This window comes from Devosia sp. ZB163 (assembly GCF_028613635.1).
GTDB lineage: Bacteria > Pseudomonadota > Alphaproteobacteria > Rhizobiales > Devosiaceae > Devosia_A.
In genome coordinates this window covers 260,485-279,817 of sequence record NZ_JAQRMY010000003.1, presented here as the reverse complement: position 1 = coordinate 279,817, position 19,333 = coordinate 260,485, and the positions used below count along the sequence as shown (strand labels likewise).

At 64.9% G+C, this 19,333-nt stretch carries 18 protein-coding genes; 8 read left to right on the top strand and 10 right to left on the bottom strand.

The genetic code is table 11. From position 1 onward, the window contains the following. Positions 1-93: 93 nt before the first annotated feature. Positions 94-573 carry a MucR family transcriptional regulator gene (locus tag PRN20_RS15350; protein WP_273958414.1) on the bottom strand — a complete coding sequence of 160 codons (480 nt, stop codon included), beginning with the start codon at positions 571-573 and terminating at the stop codon, positions 94-96. A gap of 215 nt (positions 574-788) precedes the next feature. Between PRN20_RS15350 and PRN20_RS15345 the strand changes: the two genes are divergently transcribed. From PRN20_RS15345 to PRN20_RS15330, 4 genes are all read left to right on the top strand, one after another. Continuing rightward, positions 789-2,732 (top strand): BTAD domain-containing putative transcriptional regulator, encoded by a 1,944-nt coding sequence (locus tag PRN20_RS15345; protein ID WP_273958413.1) that lies wholly within the window; start codon positions 789-791, stop codon positions 2,730-2,732. A 21-nt stretch (positions 2,733-2,753) separates the two neighbouring features. Next, the gene (locus PRN20_RS15340) at positions 2,754-2,972 is read left to right on the top strand and encodes a hypothetical protein (protein WP_273958412.1); all 219 of its coding nucleotides are present in this window, start codon (positions 2,754-2,756) and stop codon (positions 2,970-2,972) included. A gap of 87 nt (positions 2,973-3,059) precedes the next feature. Next, positions 3,060-4,178, top strand: coding sequence for a YcaO-like family protein (locus PRN20_RS15335; RefSeq protein WP_273958411.1), 1,119 nt, complete (start codon positions 3,060-3,062; stop codon positions 4,176-4,178). Continuing rightward, on the top strand, positions 4,175-4,870 hold the full coding sequence (locus tag PRN20_RS15330; protein ID WP_273958410.1) for a TfuA-like protein: 696 nt from the start codon (positions 4,175-4,177) through the stop codon (positions 4,868-4,870). Before PRN20_RS15335 ends, PRN20_RS15330 begins: the two co-directional genes overlap by 4 nt. On the opposite strand, the gene PRN20_RS15325 is transcribed toward PRN20_RS15330, so the two are convergent. Beyond that, positions 4,867-5,136: a protein usg gene (locus PRN20_RS15325; protein WP_273958409.1), complete on the bottom strand. Its 270-nt coding sequence runs from the start codon at positions 5,134-5,136 to the stop codon at positions 4,867-4,869. The genes PRN20_RS15330 and PRN20_RS15325 overlap by 4 nt on opposite strands. A gap of 180 nt (positions 5,137-5,316) precedes the next feature. Here PRN20_RS15325 and PRN20_RS15320 point away from each other — a divergent pair, with 180 nt between their 5' ends. From PRN20_RS15320 to PRN20_RS15305, 4 genes are all read left to right on the top strand, one after another. Beyond that, positions 5,317-5,532, top strand: a complete 216-nt coding sequence (locus tag PRN20_RS15320; RefSeq protein ID WP_273958408.1) for a hypothetical protein — start codon at positions 5,317-5,319, stop codon at positions 5,530-5,532. A 95-nt stretch (positions 5,533-5,627) separates the two neighbouring features. After that, complete coding sequence (locus tag PRN20_RS15315) at positions 5,628-5,939, top strand: hypothetical protein (RefSeq protein WP_273958407.1); 312 nt, start codon at positions 5,628-5,630, stop codon at positions 5,937-5,939. Between the two features lie 82 nt (positions 5,940-6,021). Then, positions 6,022-8,079, top strand: coding sequence for an ATP-dependent helicase (locus PRN20_RS15310; protein WP_273958406.1), 2,058 nt, complete (start codon positions 6,022-6,024; stop codon positions 8,077-8,079). Positions 8,080-8,125: 46 nt separating this feature from the next. Next, positions 8,126-9,355 (top strand): winged helix-turn-helix domain-containing protein, encoded by a 1,230-nt coding sequence (locus PRN20_RS15305; protein WP_273958405.1) that lies wholly within the window; start codon positions 8,126-8,128, stop codon positions 9,353-9,355. On the opposite strand, the gene PRN20_RS15300 is transcribed toward PRN20_RS15305, so the two are convergent. The 8 genes from PRN20_RS15300 to tolB all read right to left on the bottom strand — a co-directional run bounded on the left by PRN20_RS15300 (position 9,321) and on the right by tolB (position 19,301). Next, positions 9,321-10,013, bottom strand: a complete 693-nt coding sequence (locus PRN20_RS15300; RefSeq protein ID WP_273958404.1) for a pentapeptide repeat-containing protein — start codon at positions 10,011-10,013, stop codon at positions 9,321-9,323. The genes PRN20_RS15305 and PRN20_RS15300 overlap by 35 nt on opposite strands. A gap of 131 nt (positions 10,014-10,144) precedes the next feature. Next, a complete protein-coding gene (locus PRN20_RS15295; RefSeq protein WP_273958403.1) occupies positions 10,145-10,885 on the bottom strand; it encodes an outer membrane protein in 741 nt (246 codons plus the stop codon). 364 nt (positions 10,886-11,249) lie between these two features. Further along, positions 11,250-12,593, bottom strand: a complete 1,344-nt coding sequence (gene glmM / locus PRN20_RS15290) for a phosphoglucosamine mutase (protein ID WP_273958402.1) — start codon at positions 12,591-12,593, stop codon at positions 11,250-11,252. Positions 12,594-12,828: 235 nt separating this feature from the next. Next, positions 12,829-14,760 (bottom strand): ATP-dependent zinc metalloprotease FtsH, encoded by a 1,932-nt coding sequence (gene ftsH / locus PRN20_RS15285; protein ID WP_273958401.1) that lies wholly within the window; start codon positions 14,758-14,760, stop codon positions 12,829-12,831. 141 nt (positions 14,761-14,901) lie between these two features. Continuing rightward, a complete protein-coding gene (gene tilS, locus PRN20_RS15280) occupies positions 14,902-15,912 on the bottom strand; it encodes a tRNA lysidine(34) synthetase TilS (RefSeq protein ID WP_273958400.1) in 1,011 nt (336 codons plus the stop codon). Beyond that, complete coding sequence (ybgF, locus tag PRN20_RS15275) at positions 15,894-16,877, bottom strand: tol-pal system protein YbgF (RefSeq protein WP_273958399.1); 984 nt, start codon at positions 16,875-16,877, stop codon at positions 15,894-15,896. Before ybgF ends, tilS begins: the two co-directional genes overlap by 19 nt. 271 nt (positions 16,878-17,148) lie before the next feature. Further along, a complete protein-coding gene (gene pal, locus PRN20_RS15270) occupies positions 17,149-17,640 on the bottom strand; it encodes a peptidoglycan-associated lipoprotein Pal (protein ID WP_273958398.1) in 492 nt (163 codons plus the stop codon). A gap of 353 nt (positions 17,641-17,993) precedes the next feature. After that, on the bottom strand, positions 17,994-19,301 hold the full coding sequence (tolB, locus tag PRN20_RS15265) for a Tol-Pal system beta propeller repeat protein TolB (protein WP_273958397.1): 1,308 nt from the start codon (positions 19,299-19,301) through the stop codon (positions 17,994-17,996). Between the last annotated feature and the right edge of the window lie 32 nt (positions 19,302-19,333).

Genomic DNA, 19,333 nt, shown 5'->3' with positions numbered 1-19,333 from the left:
GAGGGAGCAGCTTCACATTGCCAAGGCGGCGGACGCCGCCCGTGACCCTTCGCGCCGGAGCGGGCGCAGGGATCAATCAGTTTGTCGGTCGTGTCAGGCGACGACCTTGGCGCGGCCACGCGACGAGGTCGCCTTTGGCTTGCGTCCGAGGCCTATGGTCTTGGCGAGACGCGAGCGGGCCTCCGAATAGGTCGGAGCCACCATGGGATAGTCAGGCGGCAGGCCCCACTTGGCCCGGTACTCTTCGGGCGACATGTCGTACTCGGTCCTGAGATGACGCTTCAAGGACTTGAATTTCTTGCCGTCTTCCAGGCAGATCAAATACTCGGGAGTAATCGACCTCTTCACCGGCACGGCCGGTTTGAGCTCGACGACCACCTCTGGCTCAACGACGCCGCCGAGCCCGGTCAGGGCCGAATGCACGCTGGCAATCAGCTTGGGCAAGTCGCTTGCGCTGAGTGCATTGTGGCTCACGTAAGCGCTGACGATATCAGCGCTCAGTTCGACCAGTTGGGAACTACGCGCTTCCGAGACCGCTGCTGCTGCGGCAAGGTTCGACGTTCCAGATTCCATACTTCCCTCGGAATGTTGCCTAGGTTTCGGGTCCTATGCGCGAGAAACTGCGACCCACCTTCGCAGTTTCGCGCCTTTATTTCGCTGGCCTACCGCACAGTCCTAGCTTACTTCAACGCGTTATCCAGCCGTTACGTGGCTACGCTTTGGCCTTTACTTCGTCAAGTAAACTTCCTCGGATTCAAGGAATATCTTAACAATGTCGAACGCTTTGCATGGCTGAAATCGTCACTCTGCAGCTTCTGGGCAACCCAGTCCTTCGGTTGGCCGACGGCTCGGCAGTCAAGCTGCGTCAGAAGGCGTTCTCCCTCGCCGCCGTTCTTTACCTGGAGTTCTCGAATCGGACCCGCCGCTCAACCCTCGCCGAGCGCGTGTGGGAGGCGAGTACGGCGGAGCAGGCGATGACCAACCTTCGCCAGACCCTGCTGCATACGCGTGAGCTCGAATCCAAGCACGGCTTCCAGCTGTTCGATGCCGACGCCACCGAGATCGAGCTGGCGCGCAACATCGAACTCGACCTGCGCGAGATCGGCCGCATCCGCACCGCCGCTGATGGCGCCGAGCTGGAGCGGCTCATTTCCATGTACCGAGGCGAACTGCTTGCCGCCGTCGATGGTCTCGGTCCCGAGCTCAGCCAGTGGCTCACCCTCGAGCGCACACGGATAGAGAACCAGTTCGCCATGCAGGCGACCGAAGCGGCGCTCCGGATCGGCGGTCGCGCCGGCCACTCGGCCCTGAGCCGCCTGACCGAGCGCCTGCCCTATTCCGATGTCGTGTGCCGCGCCACGATCGAGCTGTTCCGTGCCGAGAACAACGAGAGCGGCGCCCGAGCGGCCTTCGCCGCCTTCCGCAACCGGCTGCGCCACGGCCTGGGCCTCGAGCCTTCCGCCGAGACGGCGGACATGTTCGGCCCCGAGGACAGCCCCGCCTCCTCCCCTGCCCAGGCGCGGGCCGTCGCACGGCGGGGCGCCGACGAAGGCGAACAGCGGCAGAGCTTCGTGCCGCGCGTCGTGCTGCTGCCACCGCTTCAGGACTACAAGCACGCCGAGGTGCCCAAGCATCTCGCCCCGGCGCTCGTTGAGGACGTCACCATAGGCCTCTCGCGACTGAAGTCTGTCGCGGTCATTGCTCCGCACACGGCTTGGCAGCTCGATCCCTTCTCGGCGCTCGACGAGATCCGCTCGCACCAGATCGACTATGCCGTCGAAAGCCGCATCGCCCCCCACTTCTCGGGTGATGGACTGTCGCTCGCGATCCGCCTCGTTCGCGCCGCCGGGCGCGAAATCGTCTGGGCCGACAAGTTCTCGTTCTCGACGTTGAAGGCGCCCGAGCACTACTGGGATTTCACCAACGGCGTCGCCCGTGCGCTGGCCGACTCGATCGAGACGGCCGAGCTCCAGCAGGAGCGCACCCAGCGCGATGCCGACGCTTATTCCCATTATCTGGCCGGGCGCCACAACCTGCGCACCTTCGACCTGCCCAAGATCCGGCGCGGCAGGAAGTCCCTGCGCATCGCCCGCGACATCGATCCGGACCAGGCCTCGATCGAGAGCGCCCTCGCCCGTTCCTACGTGGTTGAGTGGGTACTGCGGGCCGGTTCGGACCGGGCCTTGCTCGACAAGGCCAAGCTCCACGCCGAGCGCGCCGTGTCGATCGACCCCAATGACGGCACGGCCTATCGCGAGCTCGGCCGCGTCGCGCTGTTCGACCGTGACCTCGACCAGAGCCTTGCCCATATGGCGATGGCGGCCGACCTCGCGCCGAACCATGCCGACGTTCTGGCCGACTTCGCAGACACACTTGTCCACAACTCCGACTTCGCTGCCGCGCAGGAGAAGATCGAGGCCGCAGTGCGGCTCAATCCGGTCCCGCCGGACGAGTATCTGTGGACCCTGGGCGGCATCAATTTCTTCAGGGGACGCTGGGAGGAGGCGCTCCGATACCTCAACCAGATGCGCAATCCGGAACCCGCATTCCGCCTCATGGCGGCGGCTGCCGCGATGGCCGGCCAGATGGATCTGGCACGACGCTATCGGTTGCAAGCGCTTAAATTGCAGCCGGATTTTACAACCGCTCGTTGGGTATCTCGAATGCCACAGCGCGATCCTGCGGATGTCGATCTGTATATAGAGGCGTTGCGAAAGGCCGGATTCAAGTAGGCCGCAAAAGGAGAAATACTTATGCGCTACGTCATTATTGGTCAGAAAGATTCCTCTCAGCTGCTCGTCGTGGATACTCAGCTGATGACTGTTACCCCGGTGGATCATGAAACCGTGGTTCCCTCGAACGTCCGCTCTGCACTCGCCGCGGGCAACACCATCGTCGACGGCATCGATATCGCAGTGGCCGCTGGCCAGCGCGAAGACGGCAGCGCCGTCTGGCACTTCCACGCCAAGTAAGCCTTGCTTCACCAAGACAGCACCCGCCCGGCGGCCAGTTCCACCGGCGAGCAGAGGAATCCCGCGGCATTGCTGCGGGATTTGTCTTTGCATTTTAGAGAAATTGGCATCACCCGGCTCGCCCGCCAGACCGGCCTCGATCGGATCGGTATCCCCTGCTACGCGGCAATCCGGCCAAACTCGGCCACCATCGCCAGCCACCAGGGCAAGGGCATCGACGATGTCTCGGCCCAGATCTCGGCAGTCATGGAGGCAGCCGAATACGCGGTTGCGGAGGCCCCGGAGACACCGCAGCGGCTCATGAGCCACGCCGAGGCGCAGTCTGCCGGCATCGAGACCATGGACATCGCCCCACTGATGCCGCGCGACTTCGTGCTCGACGAGCACAGGCCGATCCGCTGGCTCGAGGGCTACGCGCTGGAGACCGGCACCACGGTGCTGGTACCCTACGACGCGGTGGTGCTGGGAACGCCGCCGGCTGACCTCCCTGGCCTGGCGCAATCGACCAACGGCATAGCAGCAGGCATCAGCCACTCCGGGGCGCTGGTCCATGCGCTGTGCGAAGCGATCGAGCGTGATGCGGTCTGTCTCTGGGGCTATAAGAGCGATGTGGCCGCCCGCGCGACAGCGGTCGAGCCCGCCGCCTTCGACGATCCCGACATCGACGCCCTCGTTTTCCGCATAACTGAAGCCGGCTATCGACTGCGCCTCTACGACCAAACCAGCAATACCGGACTGCCGACCCTCTATGCCGTGCTCTGGCCCTCCGACGGCGCCGACAAGCACTTCGACGTAGCGACCGGAGCAAGCTGCCATCCCGTGGGGGCCGTGGCAGCGCGGCGCGCCATCGTCGAGGCGGCGCAGACCCGGATCACCAACATCGCCGGGGCCCGCGACGATATTGTCGAAACCGAATACGACATGACGCTGGGACGCACCATTGCCGTGCTGACCGAGGCCTCGTCGGCGACGCGGGCGGCCCCAACCGGCCTCGCGAGTCCGGTCGGTGAAGAGGGCCTGCTGGCAGCGCTGCGCGCCGGCCTGGCCCGCGCCGGCTTGCGTCGGGTCATCGTCGTCCCCGTGGGTGGCGAGCGGATGGGCATCCACGTCGTCAAGGTTTTCGTCCCCGGTCTCGAAGACCGGCTCACCAATCGCAACTGGCGCCCCGGGTCGCGGGCTGCCGCAGCCATGCTGGGGTTCATGTGAAGGTCCTGTTCGTCGGCCCCTCGCTCTGGGGCGTCAGCTACGACCCCTACGGCCTCGACGTACGCCCGCCGGCACGGCAGGGCGACCTCCACCGCGCTGTGCTCGAGGGCGCGGATGCGATCGGCCTCGTCGACGGGGTCTTCGGCTTCGTGCCGTCGGTCTGGCACAAGGAAATCCTCTTCGCCCTCAAGCAGGGCGTGCGGGTGCTGGGCGCGGCCTCGCTCGGTGCGCTGCGCGCTGCCGAATGCGCGCCCTTCGGCATGGAGGCCGTCGGTCCCATCGCGCGGAGCTATCGCGACGGCCACCGGATCGAGGATGCCGATGTGTGCCTGGCGCACGCCCCGGGCGAGCTCGACTTCATGCCGCTGAGCGAACCGTTGGTCGACGTCGAAGCAACTGTCGTGGCGATGGCAGGGCGCGGGCTCGCCACACAGTCCGAGGCAAGGGACCTGCTCGCGGCCGCGCAATCGATCTATTTCGCCGACCGTACCGTCGACGAGATCGTCTCCACCGCCGGTCTCCCCCACCTGAGGGCCGCCTATCGCGAAGCGCGCATCGGGGCCAAGACTGCCGACGCACTGCTCCTGATCGAGCATCTGCGAACCCTGCCAGCCGGCCGCGGCCCTGCCCCCGACTGGCAGTTCGTCGAGTCCGACGCCTGGCGTCACTACCTCCGGAACATGGCCGCCTAGTGCAGTCTGGTGCTCTGCAACGGGTAGAGCTCGATCGGGTGGATCAGGCAGGCGTGCGCAACGGTTATGGAATGCAGCCGACCCTCGATCTGATCTTCCCAGAAGGCGAGGAACTTCCTCAGCGTCGGGAACTCCGGAAACACATCGTACTCCTGCCAGAGGAAATCCTGCAGCAGCGCGTAGTTGTCGGGCACGTGGTAGATGATCTGGGCGGTCGTCAGCCCATAACCATGGACAGCCGAGCCCAACCTGGTCACTGACGGCATGAAATTCACCTCCAGCAGCATGTGACCTGTCCAGAATATCAGCTGCGTCGGCGCTCATGACAAGAGCATCGTCAGAATCGTTCAATGATTACAAATGCATAGCAGCACACATCGACGACTGCTGATAGTCATGGCAAGCTCGTAGCCGGCAACATCTGCAACGGCCCGGAGGAGACGGCTATGGCAACGATGGTGCGTCTGTCCCGCGAGCAGATCGACCGCATGTTCGTCGAGATGGACGAGATGGAGAACAGCCTGAAGGACATCCACGCCGAGCTGATCGAACTGGGCCTGCCCAGCGATACCCTTGGCCGCTTCGCCCGCATGCATGACCGCTACACGGCCGGTGTCGCCTTCCTCAAGAAGCAGCGCGAGCTGGGCAAGGCCGGGGACTAGGGGCCGCGAAGCCGTCTGGCAACGCTTGAGACCCCACCGCGTTGATAAAGCTTCAGGACCGCGAACTGCGGCCCTGCCCAGGATTGGAGGATGAGATGCCTGCGGCTCCGTTCTGCCGTGCCGCCTTGGTTGGCGTAATGATTGCCCTTGCCGCACCGGCGCACGGCCAGACCATGTTCATGGACGACGACGATAGCTGGTACTGGCCGGGCTGCCCCATCGAGCTGACCGACCACCGCATACGCCAGGTCATCGCCAACGAAGGCTTCAGCAACATCTATCTCAACGTGCGAAACGACGATCGTATCCAGGTGCGTGCAACGCAGGGTGACTGGGTCTACCTGCTGGACGTCGACACCTGCACCGGCGAGATCATGTATGGGCAGCGCCTTCGCCCCGCCTCGTAGCTGCCGCCCACGTACCGTGAATTGCGAACAAAGCAGGAATGATGCTTCCTGATCCGATCTCTCTTCCGGATCGATTCGCGTGTTGCCTGCTACTGCCCCGACCTATCTCGACAAGCTGAACCCCGAGCAACGGCTGGCCGTGGAGCATCTGGGCGGGCCGCTGCTGGTGATCGCCGGTGCAGGCTCGGGCAAGACCAACACGCTGGCGCACCGCGTCGCGCACCTCATTGTCAACGGCGCCGACCCGCGTCGCATCCTGCTGATGACCTTCTCGCGCCGCGCCTCGAGCGAGATGCAGCGTCGCGTCGAGCGCATCGTTGCGCAGGTGCTGGGTGCCAAGGCCGGCGTCGTCACCGATGCGCTGAGTTGGGCCGGCACCTTCCACGGCATCGGCGCGCGCCTGTTGCGCGAGCATGCCGAGCAGATCGGCCTCACCCCCGGCTTCTCCATCCACGACCGCGAGGACTCGGGCGACCTCATCAACATCATCCGCCACGAGATGGGGTTCTCGGAAGCCAAGAAGCGCTTCCCCACCAAGGGCACCTGCCTCGCTATCTACTCGCGCGTGGTCAACGCGCAGGACGAACTCGAGCCGGTGCTTAAGACCCATTTCCCCTGGGTCGCCATGTGGGCCAACGAGCTGCGCGACCTCTTCGCCGCCTATGTTGAGCAGAAGCAACGCCAGCAGGTGCTCGATTACGACGACCTGCTGCTCTACTGGGCCGCCATGATGCGCGAACCCTCGATCGCCGAGGACATCGGCACCCGCTTCGATCATGTGCTGGTCGACGAGTACCAGGACACCAACCGTCTGCAGGCCTCGATCCTGCTCGCCATGAAGCCGGCCGGCGAAGGGTTGACGGTCGTGGGCGACGACGCCCAGTCGATCTACTCGTTCCGTGCCGCCACCGTGCGCAACATCCTCGATTTCCCGGCGTCGTTCAGCCCGGCCGCGCGCATGGTGACGCTCGACCGCAACTACCGCTCGACCCAGCCGATCCTCGAGGCCGCCAACGCCGTGATCTCGGAAAGCGCCGAGCGCTTCACCAAGAACCTCTGGACCGACCGTATCGCTGTCGAGAAACCACACCTCGTGACGGTGAAGGACGAGCCGAGCCAGGCCCGCTACGTCGTGGAAAGCGTCCTCGCCTGCCGTGAGGGCGGCACGACGCTGAAGCAGCAGGCGGTGCTCTTCCGGACGTCCTCGCACTCGGCCGAACTCGAGATCGAGCTCACCCGCCGCAATATCCCGTTCGTGAAGTACGGCGGGCTTAAGTTCCTCGACAGCGCGCACGTCAAGGACATGCTGTCGCTGCTGCGCTTCGTCGACAACCCGCGCGACCGCGTCGCCGGCTTCCGCGTGCTGCAGCTTCTCCCCGGCGTCGGCCCGGGCGCCGCCGGCAAGCTACTCGACCGCATGGCCGAGAGCGCCGATCCGCTAATGGAGCTGCTGAACGCGCCGCCTCCGCCCCGCGGTTCTGAGGGTTGGCCCGGCTTCATCGAGGCAGTGCGCCATCTGGGGGAAGGCGGAGGCGGCTGGCCGTCGGAACTCCTGCGCGCTCGGATGTGGTACGAGCCGCTGATGGAAGCGGTCTACGAGGATGCCGAAGTCAGGAAGGAAGACCTCCACCAGCTCGAGCAGATCGCATCGGGCTACCCGAGCCGCGAGCGCTTCCTCACCGAGCTGACGCTGGACCCGCCCGACGCCACGTCCGACCAGGCCGGCGTCCCCATGCTCGATGAGGATTTCCTCATCCTCTCGACTATCCACTCGGCCAAGGGGCAGGAGTGGAAGAACGTCCACGTGCTGAACGTCGTCGACGGCGCCATCCCCTCCGATCTCGGCACCGGCTCGACCCACGAGCTGGAGGAAGAGCGGCGGCTGCTGTACGTGGCGATGACCCGCGCCAAGGACGAGCTGCACCTGATGGTGCCGCAGCGCTTCTACGTCCACCAGCAGACGCCCTATGGCGACAAGCACGTCTACGCCCAGCGCACCCGCTTCATCACCAAGGCCATGCTCCCGCTGTTTGACGACGTCTTCTGGCCGGCAGTGAAGCCGGCCGAGATCCGCGGCATCGCCCCCGCAGCACCGCGCGTCGATATCGGTGCGGGCCTCCTTGCCATGTGGAAGAAATGACAAAGCCTGACACGCCTTGGCAGGGTCCCGCGTTACGCTTGTCACCATGAAGAAACCGGTCGCCCTCACAGTCCCCCACGCCCGCCGCGTCTGGCTGCACGCACAGCGGCTCGACGAACGCCAGCCCTTCGGCGCCGGGCCGACGGCGACGCAGGCCGCGATCGAACACCTGGGCTACGTGCAGATCGACACGATCAACGTGATCGAGCGCGCCCACCACCACATCCTGTTCTCGCGCATCCCGAACTACCGCCGCGCCGACCTCGCGCATGCGCAGTCGAAGGACAAGTCCATCTTCGAGTATTGGACCCACGCCCTCGCCTACGTGCCTCTGCGCGACATGCCGTTCTATCTCGACGAGATGCGGCAGCACCGTTCCGAGCCGCTTCGCTGGTACGCCGATGCCGATCCCAACGACCTGAAACGCCTCCTGCGCCAGATCAGGAAGGACGGCGCCATCTCGATCCGCGATATCGAGGACGACGAACTGGTCGAGAAGGATCATCCCTGGGCCAGTCGCAAGCCATCCAAGCGCGTACTCCAGTACGGGTTCTACTCGGGCGAACTCACCATTTCCGAGCGCAACGGCATGGTGAAGACCTACGAGCTGATCGACCGCCATTTCGGCTGGCCTCCGCGCCCGCGCGCCGCTACCGAGCGGCAGATCGACGAGCACCTGGTCGATCGGGCCCTCACCGCGCAGGGCCTGATCAGCGGCCCATCGGTGATGCACCCCAAGCTCCGCTTCACTCCCGGCATCGCCAAACTGATCGAGACGCGGGTGCGGACGAAGAAGCTGGTGCCGGTGACGGTTGGCGATGACCCGACGATCCACTACGCCCGCCCCGAAGCACTTGAGCCACCCGAGCCGCAGGGTCCTCCCCTCGTCCACATCCTCTCGCCGTTCGACCCGCTGATCATCCAGCGCCGCCGGCTGAGCCTGTTCTTCGGCTACGACCATGTGTTCGAGGCCTACGTTCCCAAGGCCAAGCGCAAGTTCGGCTACTTCACCCTGCCGGTGCTGGCGGGGGACGAGATCGTTGCGGCGCAGGACCTGAAGACCGACCGTGCGGCCGGCAAGATGCTGATCCAGTCCTGGCACTGGGTCGGCAAAGGCAACGCCGCCGAGCACAAGGCGATGGTTGAGGAGGAACTTGGCCGGTTCGAGCGGTTCCAGCTCGCCAGCAACGAGTCTACCGCACCCGCACTGGATATCGCCTCGTCCGACAAATCGGTGGGCGCTACCGCGCTCGCACCTTTAGTCCCGTCTGACTGAGGATCAGTTCGGCCTGAGCCGCCGACACGACGGCACCCTTGAAGCGGCCCGCCTGCGCGAGGATCGACAACCCGCCGAGATCGGCCCCGCGCAGGTCCGCGTCCTGAAAACGCGCCTGATCGATATTGGCTTCGCGCAGACTGCAGTTCTCGAACGTCGCTTCGCGGAAATCACATTTGACGAGTTCGGCCGAGCTGAGATCGACGCCGACCAGCTTGTCCTTGCGGAAGTTGAACTCGGGGAGCTTGGCCGAGACCAGCAGAGTATTGGTGAAGCGCACATCCATCGACTTGGCGTCGGTGAGATCGCAGCCCGTGAGCTTGCAGTCCTCGAATGCGGCCGAAGAGAGCGTCGCCGCCCGAAAGCTCGCGTTGTTGAAGTCCGACGACCGGAACACCGCATCCTCGAGATTGGCGCCGCGAAACAGCGCGAACGCCCCGCGGCAGTTAAGCCAGCGGCTGAACTCAAGCACGGCGTTGCCGAGGTCCGCGCGCGCAAGGCTGCAGCGCTCGAATACCCAGCCGGTGAAATCGAGATCGGAGAGCTTGGTTTCGTCAAGGGCGCATCCGACGAGACGAACCGGATCATCGCCTTGAAGGGCAACGATATCGGCGCGAGCAAGCGTACGATCTTCGATGGTGATGGCGGGTGGACGCATGCAGTGGGTGTAGCTGCCCGGGCCGAGTCGGTCGAGGTGCCCCCGTGTGAGCAAGCCGGCCTGGCGGCGCAAAGCAGAACGGCGCCCTTCTGGGCGCCGTTCCAATGAAGACTGCTGTCAATCGCGGCTGGTTAGTTGAAGCGATAGCGGACGGTGCCGCGAACTTCATGGATCCAGTTGTTGTCGGCCTCGTAGTAGAGGTCGGCGTCCGCGGTGGGGGCGTTGCTGACCTGGTCGATGTAGAGGGCGCGGTAGCCAAGATCGGCGACCCAGGTGCCCATGTCGTAGCCGACGCCGGCCATGAGGGCGCCCGCAACGCTGACATTGGTACCGGTGGGGACCGGATTGTTGACGGGGGCGTTGACCTCGGAGTGGTTCCAGGCCGCGCCGAGACCGGCGCCGACATAGCCGAAGGCGCCGCCGGAGCCGGACGAGTAGCCCCAGTCACCGCCGAGGCCGAAATCGTAGTAGACGTTGGCGAGTGCAACCGTCGAGCGCAGCATCAGCGTGTAGTCGCCGTTTGCATCCGGGTCGGGCATGCCGGCCTTGGTGATCTTGAGGCCGGTGGTCTCGACCGAGTCGATCGTGCCGTCGAAGCGGAGGCCAGTGCCGGTCTCGTAGCCGAAGCCCGCGCCCCAGCTGTAGCCGTAGCCGTACTCGGTGTATTCCCAGGTCTCGCTCGCGAGCGGATGGTTCAGCTCCCCACCCCAGTGCCAGTTCAGCGCCGCGCTGCCGCGCAGGTAGAACGAGCCACCGATGTCGTAATCCACTTCCGGGATGTCGGGGTATTCGGGCATGTCGGCTGCAGCGGCGGAGCCAACAGTCAGCAGCGCGGCTCCTGCCACCACCACTGAAGCAAAAATCTTGCGCATGAGTACGTCCTTGTTGCCACGTCGACGTCAGTCGAGTGCGGACAACTATGCGTAGTACTTCTTAAAGTACGTTTAACCCTAACGGATATCCCTAATACGGGCTGAAGCGGGAGTGTTAACGAACTCTTGCACCCTGGCCGACGATTACTTGGCCCGACCCAAAAAGCGGAGAACCCCAGCTGTGGTCGCGACAGCCAGGGCCCCATTGCCTCCGTGCCCCCGACTTGGAAGACACGCCCCATCAAGGCGCGCCCGTCCGTTGCCGGAGCGTGATGCCATCGTTAGGCAGCCTTGGTACGAGACCGCACACAGATGGGAGTAATACAAGCCAAGTCAGTAACTTGGCAGTACGCAGAAACTGCTCTCAGGCCACTTTGTTGATCGTCGCCGTGATCTCGCTGACGATCGCCGCAACCAGCCCCTCGTCGTCGCTCTCGGCCATCACCCGGATCACAGGCTCGGTGCCCGACGCGCGGATGACGAGGCGGCCGGATCCACCGAGCCGGGCCTCGCTCTCCTTGATCGCCTGCTGGACCAGCTTGTGCTCCAGGGGTTTGCCGTCCTTGTAGCGCACCGACTGCAGCAGTTGCGGCACCTTGTCGAAACGGCGGCAGACATCGGACACCGGCTTGCCCGCCTGCTTGGCCACGGCCAGGAGCTGCAGCCCGGCAATGAGACCGTCGCCGGTCGTGGTGAAATCGGAAAGGATGATGTGGCCGGACTGTTCGCCGCCGACATTGAAGCCCTTGGCCCGCATGGCTTCGAGCACATAGCGGTCACCCACCTGGGTCCGCTCGAGGCTGAGCCCGATACCGCCCAAGTAACGCTCGAGACCCAGATTGCTCATCACCGTGGCAACGAGCCCGCCCCCGCGCAGGTCGCCGCGCGCGTGCCAGGACTGTGCAATCACCGCCATGAACTGGTCGCCATCGACGATGTCGCCCTTCTCGTCGACGATGATCACCCGGTCGGCGTCACCATCGAGAGCGATGCCGATATCGGCGCGCAGCTCCCTGACCTTGGCGATCAGCGCCTCGGGTGCAGTCGAGCCGACCTTGTCGTTGATGTTGAAGCCATCCGGCTCGACGCCGATGGTGAACACCTCCGCGCCCAGCTCCCACAGAGCCGTAGGCGCAACCTTGTAGGCGGCGCCGTTGGCGCAATCGAGCACCACGCGCAGGCCGGTGAGGTCGACATTCTTGGGCAGCGTGCGCTTGGCGTATTCGATGTAGCGCGTCTGCGCCGCCTCGTCGCGATGGGCGCGCCCGATGTCCCGGCCCTTGCTCAGGGCACTCAGCATGTTGGAATCGATCAGACGCTCGATATCATCCTCGAGCGCATCGGAGAGCTTGTAGCCGTCGCTGCGGAACAGCTTGATCCCGTTGTCCTCGAACGGATTGTGCGAGGCCGAGATCATCACGCCGAGGTCTGCGCGCAGCGAGCGAGTCAGCATGGCGACGGCCGGCGTCGGCATTGGCCCGAGGAGATAGACGTCCATCCCCACCGCTGTGAAGCCTGCGGTAAGCGCGCTCTCCAGCATATAGCCCGAGCGCCGCGTGTCCTTGCCGATCACCACCCGGTTGCGATGGTCGCCGTTGACGAACTTGAGGCCCGCGGCCATGCCGACCTTCATGGCGAGTTCCGGCGTCAGCTTGTCCCCATTCGCCAGCCCACGAATGCCGTCCGTGCCGAAATACTTGCGCGCCATGAGAGCCCTCAGATGGATCTAGGCACAGTTCTAGCGCCGAGGTCCCAACATACGAAAGAGATAGTGCCGTTTCGTTAACCGGCAAATACGGGCGGGATTGGGGCTACCCTGCGGGCGACCTCGCAAGTGTGGCGACGGCGCCACCGGCAATCACTGAGGCCATGTAGGCAGCCGTGGGCCTGCTAAACGAAAGGGCCGCTCTTTTGGAGCGGCCCTTGTGGGATCTTGGCTGGTGTCAGCTGCCCGGCTGCGGCTCGGGCGCGGTGCCCGGGTCGGCGTCGGGGCGCTTCTTGCCGGTCTTGCCAGCCGTCGGCACGCCGGTCGACTTGACCGGAGGATCGGTATCCTCGGGGCGCAGGGGCATCTTGCCCTCGAGCAGCCCGCGGATCTCGTCGCCGGTCAGCGTCTCGTACTCGAGCAGCGCCTTGGCAATGGCATGAAGGTCGTCGATGTACTCGCGAATGACCTTCTGCGCCGTCTGGTAGCCTTCGTCGACGAAGCGCTTCACCTCGGCATCGACCACCTGCTGGGTCTCGTCCGACATGTGGGTGTTGCGCTGCATCATCGAGCGGCCGAGGAACACCTCGTCCTGCGCGTCGCCGTAGAGCAGCGGGCCGAGCTTGTCGGACATGCCCCACTCGGTCGCCATGGCGCGGGCGAGACCCGTGGCCATCTTGATGTCGGCCGAGGCGCCCGAGGTCACCTTCTCGTAGCCGAAGATTTCCTCTTCGGCGACGCGCCCACCCATGGCGACTGCGAGGTCGGCATAGGCCTTGCGGCGGGTCAGCGAGACCTGGTCACGCTCCGGCAGGCGCATCACCATGCCCAGCGCGCGACCGCGCGGGATGATGGTGGCCTTATGGATCGGGTCCGAGGCTTCCATCTTGATGGCGAGCAGCGCGTGCCCGGCCTCATGATAAGCCGTGAGCCTCTTGTCCTCGTCGGTCATGCTGAGGGTGCGGCGCTCGGCGCCCATCATCAGCTTGTCCTTGGCGTCCTCGAACTCCGCCATGGTGACGAAGCGCTTGTTGCGGCGAGCCGCAAGCAGGGCACCCTCGTTGACGAGGTTCATGAGGTCGGCGCCGGAGAAGCCCGGAGTACCGCGCGCGAGAACCTTGAGATCGACATCGGGAGCGAGCGGAACCTTGCGGACGTGAACCTTGAGGATCTTCTCGCGGCCCTGCACGTCCGGGTTCGGCACCACGACCTGGCGGTCGAAGCGGCCGGGACGCAGAAGCGCCGGGTCCAACACGTCCGGACGGTTGGTCGCCGCGATGAGGATGATGCCCTCGTTCGCCTCGAAGCCGTCCATCTCGACCAGCAGCTGGTTGAGGGTCTGCTCACGCTCGTCGTTGCCCCCGCCAAGGCCTGCGCCACGGTGACGGCCGACGGCGTCGATCTCGTCGATGAAGATGATGCACGGGGCATTCTTCTTGGCCTGCTCGAACATGTCGCGGACACGCGAAGCGCCCACGCCGACGAACATTTCAACGAAGTCCGAACCCGAGATGGTGAAGAACGGCACGTTCGCTTCGCCGGCGACGGCGCGCGCGATGAGCGTCTTACCGGTACCCGGCGGGCCGACCAGCAGCACGCCGCGCGGGATCTTGCCGCCCAGGCGCTGGAACTTGCCGGGATCGCGGAGGAACTCCACGATCTCCTCGAGATCCTGCTTGGCCTCGTCGACACCGGCGACGTCCTCGAAGGTGATCTTGCCCTGCGACTCGGTCAGCAGCTTGGCGCGGCTCTTGCCGAAGCCCATGGCACCGCCACGGCCCCCACCCTGCATCTGCCGGATGAAGAAGAACCACACGCCGATGATCACGAGGAACGGCAGCCACGAGGTGAGGAGCATGCCCCAGAAGGGGCTCGACTCCGGCTGGTGGGCCGTAATCTGCACGCCGCGGTCCTCGAGGCGCGAAATGATATCGGCGCCCTGCGGCAGCACGGTCTCAAACTTGCTGCCGTTGCTGAGCTCGCCTGAGACGATATTGTCGGTAATGGTCACCGACTTAACGCTGCCTGCGTCCACGTCGGAAACGAACTGGCTATAGCTCTTGTCCGACACCGCGATGGAGCGGGTCGACGACTGAAAGACCTGGAACAGGCCCATCAGCATGAACAAGATCACCAGCCAGATGGCGAAGTTCCGGAAATTGACGTTCATCATCCTGTCCTGAAGCCGGCCGGAAGGGGGCCGGGAAGTTAGGGCGAATGTAGGCGTCGCCCTAGTGCCTTACAAGGTAGACTGGTGCGGCGGTTTGGCCGGAAAGTCGAGCCAGCTTGCTCTCTTCCGGTTAATTCCACGTCACGGGGCCGCCGTATCCCTGCGGCTTTGAACCTTGCCTGAACGGCCTGGTTCCCGCGCCACGACGATTGTCGTGCCATCACTGGACACCAGACAACCATGCAAACTTGTCCGCTTCAGGGCTACCTCGGCTCGTAACCGATCTGTGAGCGCCTCGACTGGCGCGAGGTCATGCGGCTTGCGTGCTCCGCCAACCTGCCGCAGCAGGTTCGCCATGGCTCGGATCGCAACAGCACGGGGCGCGTCGATGAGCGCCTGGCGCTGAAGGCTGGCCGCGCCAGGCGTTTCCTCGACCCCGATCGTGGTGGCCATGGCTGTGATGGCCTCGTCGGCATCTCGCATGCGATCGGCAAAGCGCGAGAGGCGCCGCGGATCGAGGCCGAGTGCCGCCAGCTGCGGCAGCATCTGGCGCCAGCGCACGCGCTCGTAGTCGGTGTCCTTGTTGCTGGGATCGAAGACCGGTGTAAGCCCGGCGGCGGCGACGAGGGCCGCGAGATCGGCCGGATCGACCCCGAGCAGCGGCCGGCAGATGGCCAACCCCGCCACCTTGGCGAAATAGTCCATGCCACGCAGGCCCTCGACGCCGCTGCCATGGGCAAGCCGCATCACCACCGTCTCGGACTGGTCGCCCAGGTGGTGGGCGGTGACGAGAATCTCGGCGCTATCCTCAGCCATGGCGGCCGCGATGAGGGCGTAGCGCGCCTGACGCGCCGCCTGCTGGCCGGCTGTGGTGGGCTTTTCGCCTTCCCAGCGCAGGCCCCGGGCGGCGAAACCGAGTCGACCGGCGGTCTCGACGACGAACCTGACCTCATCGGCCGCTTCCGGTCGCAGACCGTGATCGACGGAATAGACCGTGAAGCGACCATGCTGGTCGTGTGTCCGCGCGTAGTCGGCGGCCAGCAGCATCAGGGCCAGGCTGTCGGGCCCGCCGGAGACGGCGAGCCCGATACGGCGGAACTGGGACAGCGGGGCGAAGACCGCCTCGCTGTCGATCAGTTGGTCACGGGACATTTCGCCTTCTGCTGCTCCTCGTCGAGCCGCTTCTGAAAGGCGGGGGACAGATCGCGGTACCGCTGCTTGAGCGTGAAGAAGGTCCGGCAGCCGACATCCACCTGGTCGGCACCAACCAGCGCCACGCCCAGTTTGAGCATCATGTCCGGTGCGCGCTTGCTCTCGCGATGCTTGGTGTAGCCGTCCGCGAGGACCTGTGCGGCGTCGGTGAAGGCACCACGCTGGATCAGCGCTTCACCGAGCCAGTTGATCGCGTCGGGCGTAAGCGGATCGTCGGGATACAGCGCCACGAACTGGCCGAACTGATCCTCGGCAAAGGCATAGTCGCCACGGGTAATGGCGTCATAGCCCGCATCGTACTGCGCCTTGGCATCGCCGCTGGAGATGGGGCCTCCATCGAGGGACAGGTCGAGCGGACGTCCGCTGTCGAGGCTCAGGTCGTCCGGCAAGGCGCCGAGCTGGTCGACACCGCCCCTGAGCAGGGGATCGGCCGAATCGCCCACGTCACCGTGCATGGGCTCGCCGTCCATGGGTTCGCCATCGCCGAGATCGACGAGGGGAAGGTCATCCTGCGGCGCTCCCGCGGCCGGCTGCTCCGGCGTTGCGGCGACGACAGGTGCTTGCTGGGCCGGGGTCTGCGGCAGCGTATCGGACGGCGTCGCGCCGTCAGTTGGCGCTGCCGCCTGTCGTTTTCCCCCAGCACCGCCTTCCAGTTCCTGGAACCGGAATTCGTTGTCCTCGGCCTGCTTGGCGAGCTGCGTCTGCATCTGGGTGAGCTGGAACTCCAGCCCCTCGATCCGACCCGTGAGCGTGCGGATCAGGTTCTCGAGATCCTGGATACGCACGAGCAGCTGGGCCGTGTTCTGCTGGTTCTGCGCCACATGGATGCGCGTTTCCGCCACCGGCCGCGACGCCGATGCGTCAGGGGTGAGCGCAAAATCGCCGCCGGCGGCAAGCGCAGGCATCGCTACGGCCGTGAACAAAGTGGCCAAAAGCGCGGGCCGGACGACGGCCGATCCGCGGATGGGAGGGAGTTTCAGCATCGATGCTCCATCGGGGTCTGAGCAGGCCAATTTCTGCACAGCATTGGATTAGCGCAAGATTTCGACAAAAAGAAAGCGCCGGGCCCAACAACGCGGCGCCCGGCGCTCTTGCCTCCAGCGAACAAACTTCGGGGATTACGCACGGGAAATGCGCCGCTGAATGAGCAGCGCCCCGCCCCGAAGCCCGCTCGACCTATTGTACGACCGTCACAGCACGGCGGTTTTGTGACCAGCACGAAATATCATTGCAGATGGCCACAGGACGTTCCTTGCCGAACGACTTGGTGGTGATGCGGCGCTGGTCGACGCCCTTCGACACCAGGTAGTTCACAACGATCGAACCGCGACGTGCGCCCAGCGCGATATTGTACTCGCGGGTACCACGCTCGTCGGCATGACCTTCGATCATGATACGGTAGTTGGTATAACGGTTTAGCCACTGCGCCTGCTTGTCGAGGGTGGCCACGGCAGTGGGCGTGAGGTTCGAGGAATCGGTCTCGAAGAACACGCGATCGCCGACGGAAACGAGGAATTCCTGCTGGCTGCCGGGAGCACCGCCGCCCGGGCCGAGGTTACCTACGCCGGTACCGCCAGCACCATTGCGCGAACAGGCCGCTACGGCGACCACGAGAACCACCAGCGCGGCAGCGCGCAATACGGCAGTAAGGGGCGTTACAGAACGCATCCGGTTTTGTCTCCTAGTCGGACGAATTTGATTGGCGAATTTATACCGCCGGTAATGTTAAGCCGGGGTTGTCGCGCTTGGTTAATTCTTGGTCATTGGGGCACGAATGTGACCAGATTCCGGGCTTCTCCGTGGGTGTTGCCAGGAGGACACGGCCACAAATCGGTGATGAGCCGGTGGAGGATGCTAACGTTCTCGTACGTGTTGCCCGGCCGTCGACTTCAATAGACCACCCCTGGCAGCCGCGATGATCGCACCGCGACTGGCTTCATGATTCCGTCTGGAGGGAAGGCGCTGCACAGCAGCCGGCGGCCGAGCAGCCACCAGTCTCCATGCCGTTACTTCCGGGGCTGTTACCCCCTGAGCGGCGACCAGCTCGGGTCGGACGCGAAGGATTCGGTGGCGAGGTTCTGCTCGTTGCGGCCCCAGATGTCGATCGAGTGCAGGCTCGGGCCAGCATCGCCGCCAGGTTCGCGGAAGAAACCGATGACGCGGCCGTTCGGAGCCCAGGTCGGACCTTCCTGAACCTGGCCCGAGGACGACAGGATACGCTCGCCCGACCCGTCGGGCTTCATGATGCCGATGTGGAACTGGCCGCCCGACTGGCGTGTATAGGCGATGAGATCGCCCTGCGGCGACCAGACCGGCGTGGAATAGATGCCTTCGCCATAGGAGACACGCTGCGCCCCGCCGCCGCCCGCGCCCATGATGTAGAGCTGCGGGCTGCCGCCCCGATCGCTCTCGAATACGATGCGCGAGCCATCGGGTGAATAGCAGGGCGAGGTATCGATCGCCGCACCGCTGGTGAGCTGGGTGGGATTGCCGCCGCCGACACCGGCCGCATAGACGTTGGTCGTGCCGCCGTTCGACACCGAGAACACCACCGAGCCGCCATCGGGCGAGAAGCGTGGCGCGAACGACATCGGCGCGCCATTGATCAGCTTCCTCGAGGCCCCGCCGAGGCCTGCAACGTAAACCTGCGGATTGCCGTCCTCATAGGAGGTGAAGGCAACCGAGCCACCATCCGGCGACAGGCGCGGCGTGAGCGTCAGGGCCTTGCCCGAGCTCAGATACTGCACGTTGAAGCCATCCTGGTCCATGATGGCGAGGCGCTTCACGCGGTTGGCCTTGGGACCGGTCTCCGCAACGTAGAGGATGCGGGTATCGAAGTAGCCCGTGCCGCCGGAAAGGGCGGAATAGATCGCATCTGAGACGATGTGCGCGATGCGGCGGTAGTTTTGCGCATCCGTGCGATAGGACTTGCCGACCACCTGCGCCGAAGCCTGGGTGTCCCAGACGCGGACCTGCGACGATACTTCCGCGCCGCGCTCCACCGAACCCATCACCAGCGCATCGACCGTAGCCGCGCGCCAGGCTGCGAAATCGGGCTCGTTCTGCACATCGCCGACGCGGGACGGGAAGGTTGCAGGATCGAGAGGCACGAACAGACCGGAGCGGCGCAGGTTGGCGCGCACGATCTCGGCAATTTCGGCGCCGAAGGCCGGGTCGGACGAGGCGAAGTCGGGAATGGCGATCGGCAGCGGGGTGAAGTTACCACCGGTGACGACGATCTCGACCAGCGCCTGCGATGGTGTAGCAAGCGCGAAGGCACCGCCGGCGAGGCCGAGTTTCAGCGCGTTGCGCCGGGTGATCAGGGGCATCTTACGTCTCCATCTGTCTTTTTGGCGCAAGG

Bases quoted from the DNA above. Each gene is read 5' to 3' on its own strand.
- PRN20_RS15350 (WP_273958414.1), bottom strand. From the start codon at position 573: ATGGAATCTGGAACGTCGAACCTTGCCGCAGCAGCAGCGGTCTCGGAA.
- PRN20_RS15345 (WP_273958413.1), top strand. From the start codon at position 789: ATGGCTGAAATCGTCACTCTGCAGCTTCTGGGCAACCCAGTCCTTCGG.
- PRN20_RS15340 (WP_273958412.1), top strand. From the start codon at position 2,754: ATGCGCTACGTCATTATTGGTCAGAAAGATTCCTCTCAGCTGCTCGTC.
- PRN20_RS15325 (WP_273958409.1), bottom strand. From the start codon at position 5,136: ATGCCGTCAGTGACCAGGTTGGGCTCGGCTGTCCATGGTTATGGGCTG.
- PRN20_RS15320 (WP_273958408.1), top strand. From the start codon at position 5,317: ATGGCAACGATGGTGCGTCTGTCCCGCGAGCAGATCGACCGCATGTTC.
- PRN20_RS15315 (WP_273958407.1), top strand. From the start codon at position 5,628: ATGCCTGCGGCTCCGTTCTGCCGTGCCGCCTTGGTTGGCGTAATGATT.
- PRN20_RS15305 (WP_273958405.1), top strand. From the start codon at position 8,126: ATGAAGAAACCGGTCGCCCTCACAGTCCCCCACGCCCGCCGCGTCTGG.
- PRN20_RS15300 (WP_273958404.1), bottom strand. From the start codon at position 10,013: ATGCGTCCACCCGCCATCACCATCGAAGATCGTACGCTTGCTCGCGCC.
- PRN20_RS15295 (WP_273958403.1), bottom strand. From the start codon at position 10,885: ATGCGCAAGATTTTTGCTTCAGTGGTGGTGGCAGGAGCCGCGCTGCTG.
- glmM (WP_273958402.1), bottom strand. From the start codon at position 12,593: ATGGCGCGCAAGTATTTCGGCACGGACGGCATTCGTGGGCTGGCGAAT.
- ftsH (WP_273958401.1), bottom strand. From the start codon at position 14,760: ATGAACGTCAATTTCCGGAACTTCGCCATCTGGCTGGTGATCTTGTTC.
- tilS (WP_273958400.1), bottom strand. From the start codon at position 15,912: ATGTCCCGTGACCAACTGATCGACAGCGAGGCGGTCTTCGCCCCGCTG.
- ybgF (WP_273958399.1), bottom strand. From the start codon at position 16,877: ATGCCTGCGCTTGCCGCCGGCGGCGATTTTGCGCTCACCCCTGACGCA.
- pal (WP_273958398.1), bottom strand. From the start codon at position 17,640: ATGCGTTCTGTAACGCCCCTTACTGCCGTATTGCGCGCTGCCGCGCTG.
- tolB (WP_273958397.1), bottom strand. From the start codon at position 19,301: ATGCCCCTGATCACCCGGCGCAACGCGCTGAAACTCGGCCTCGCCGGC.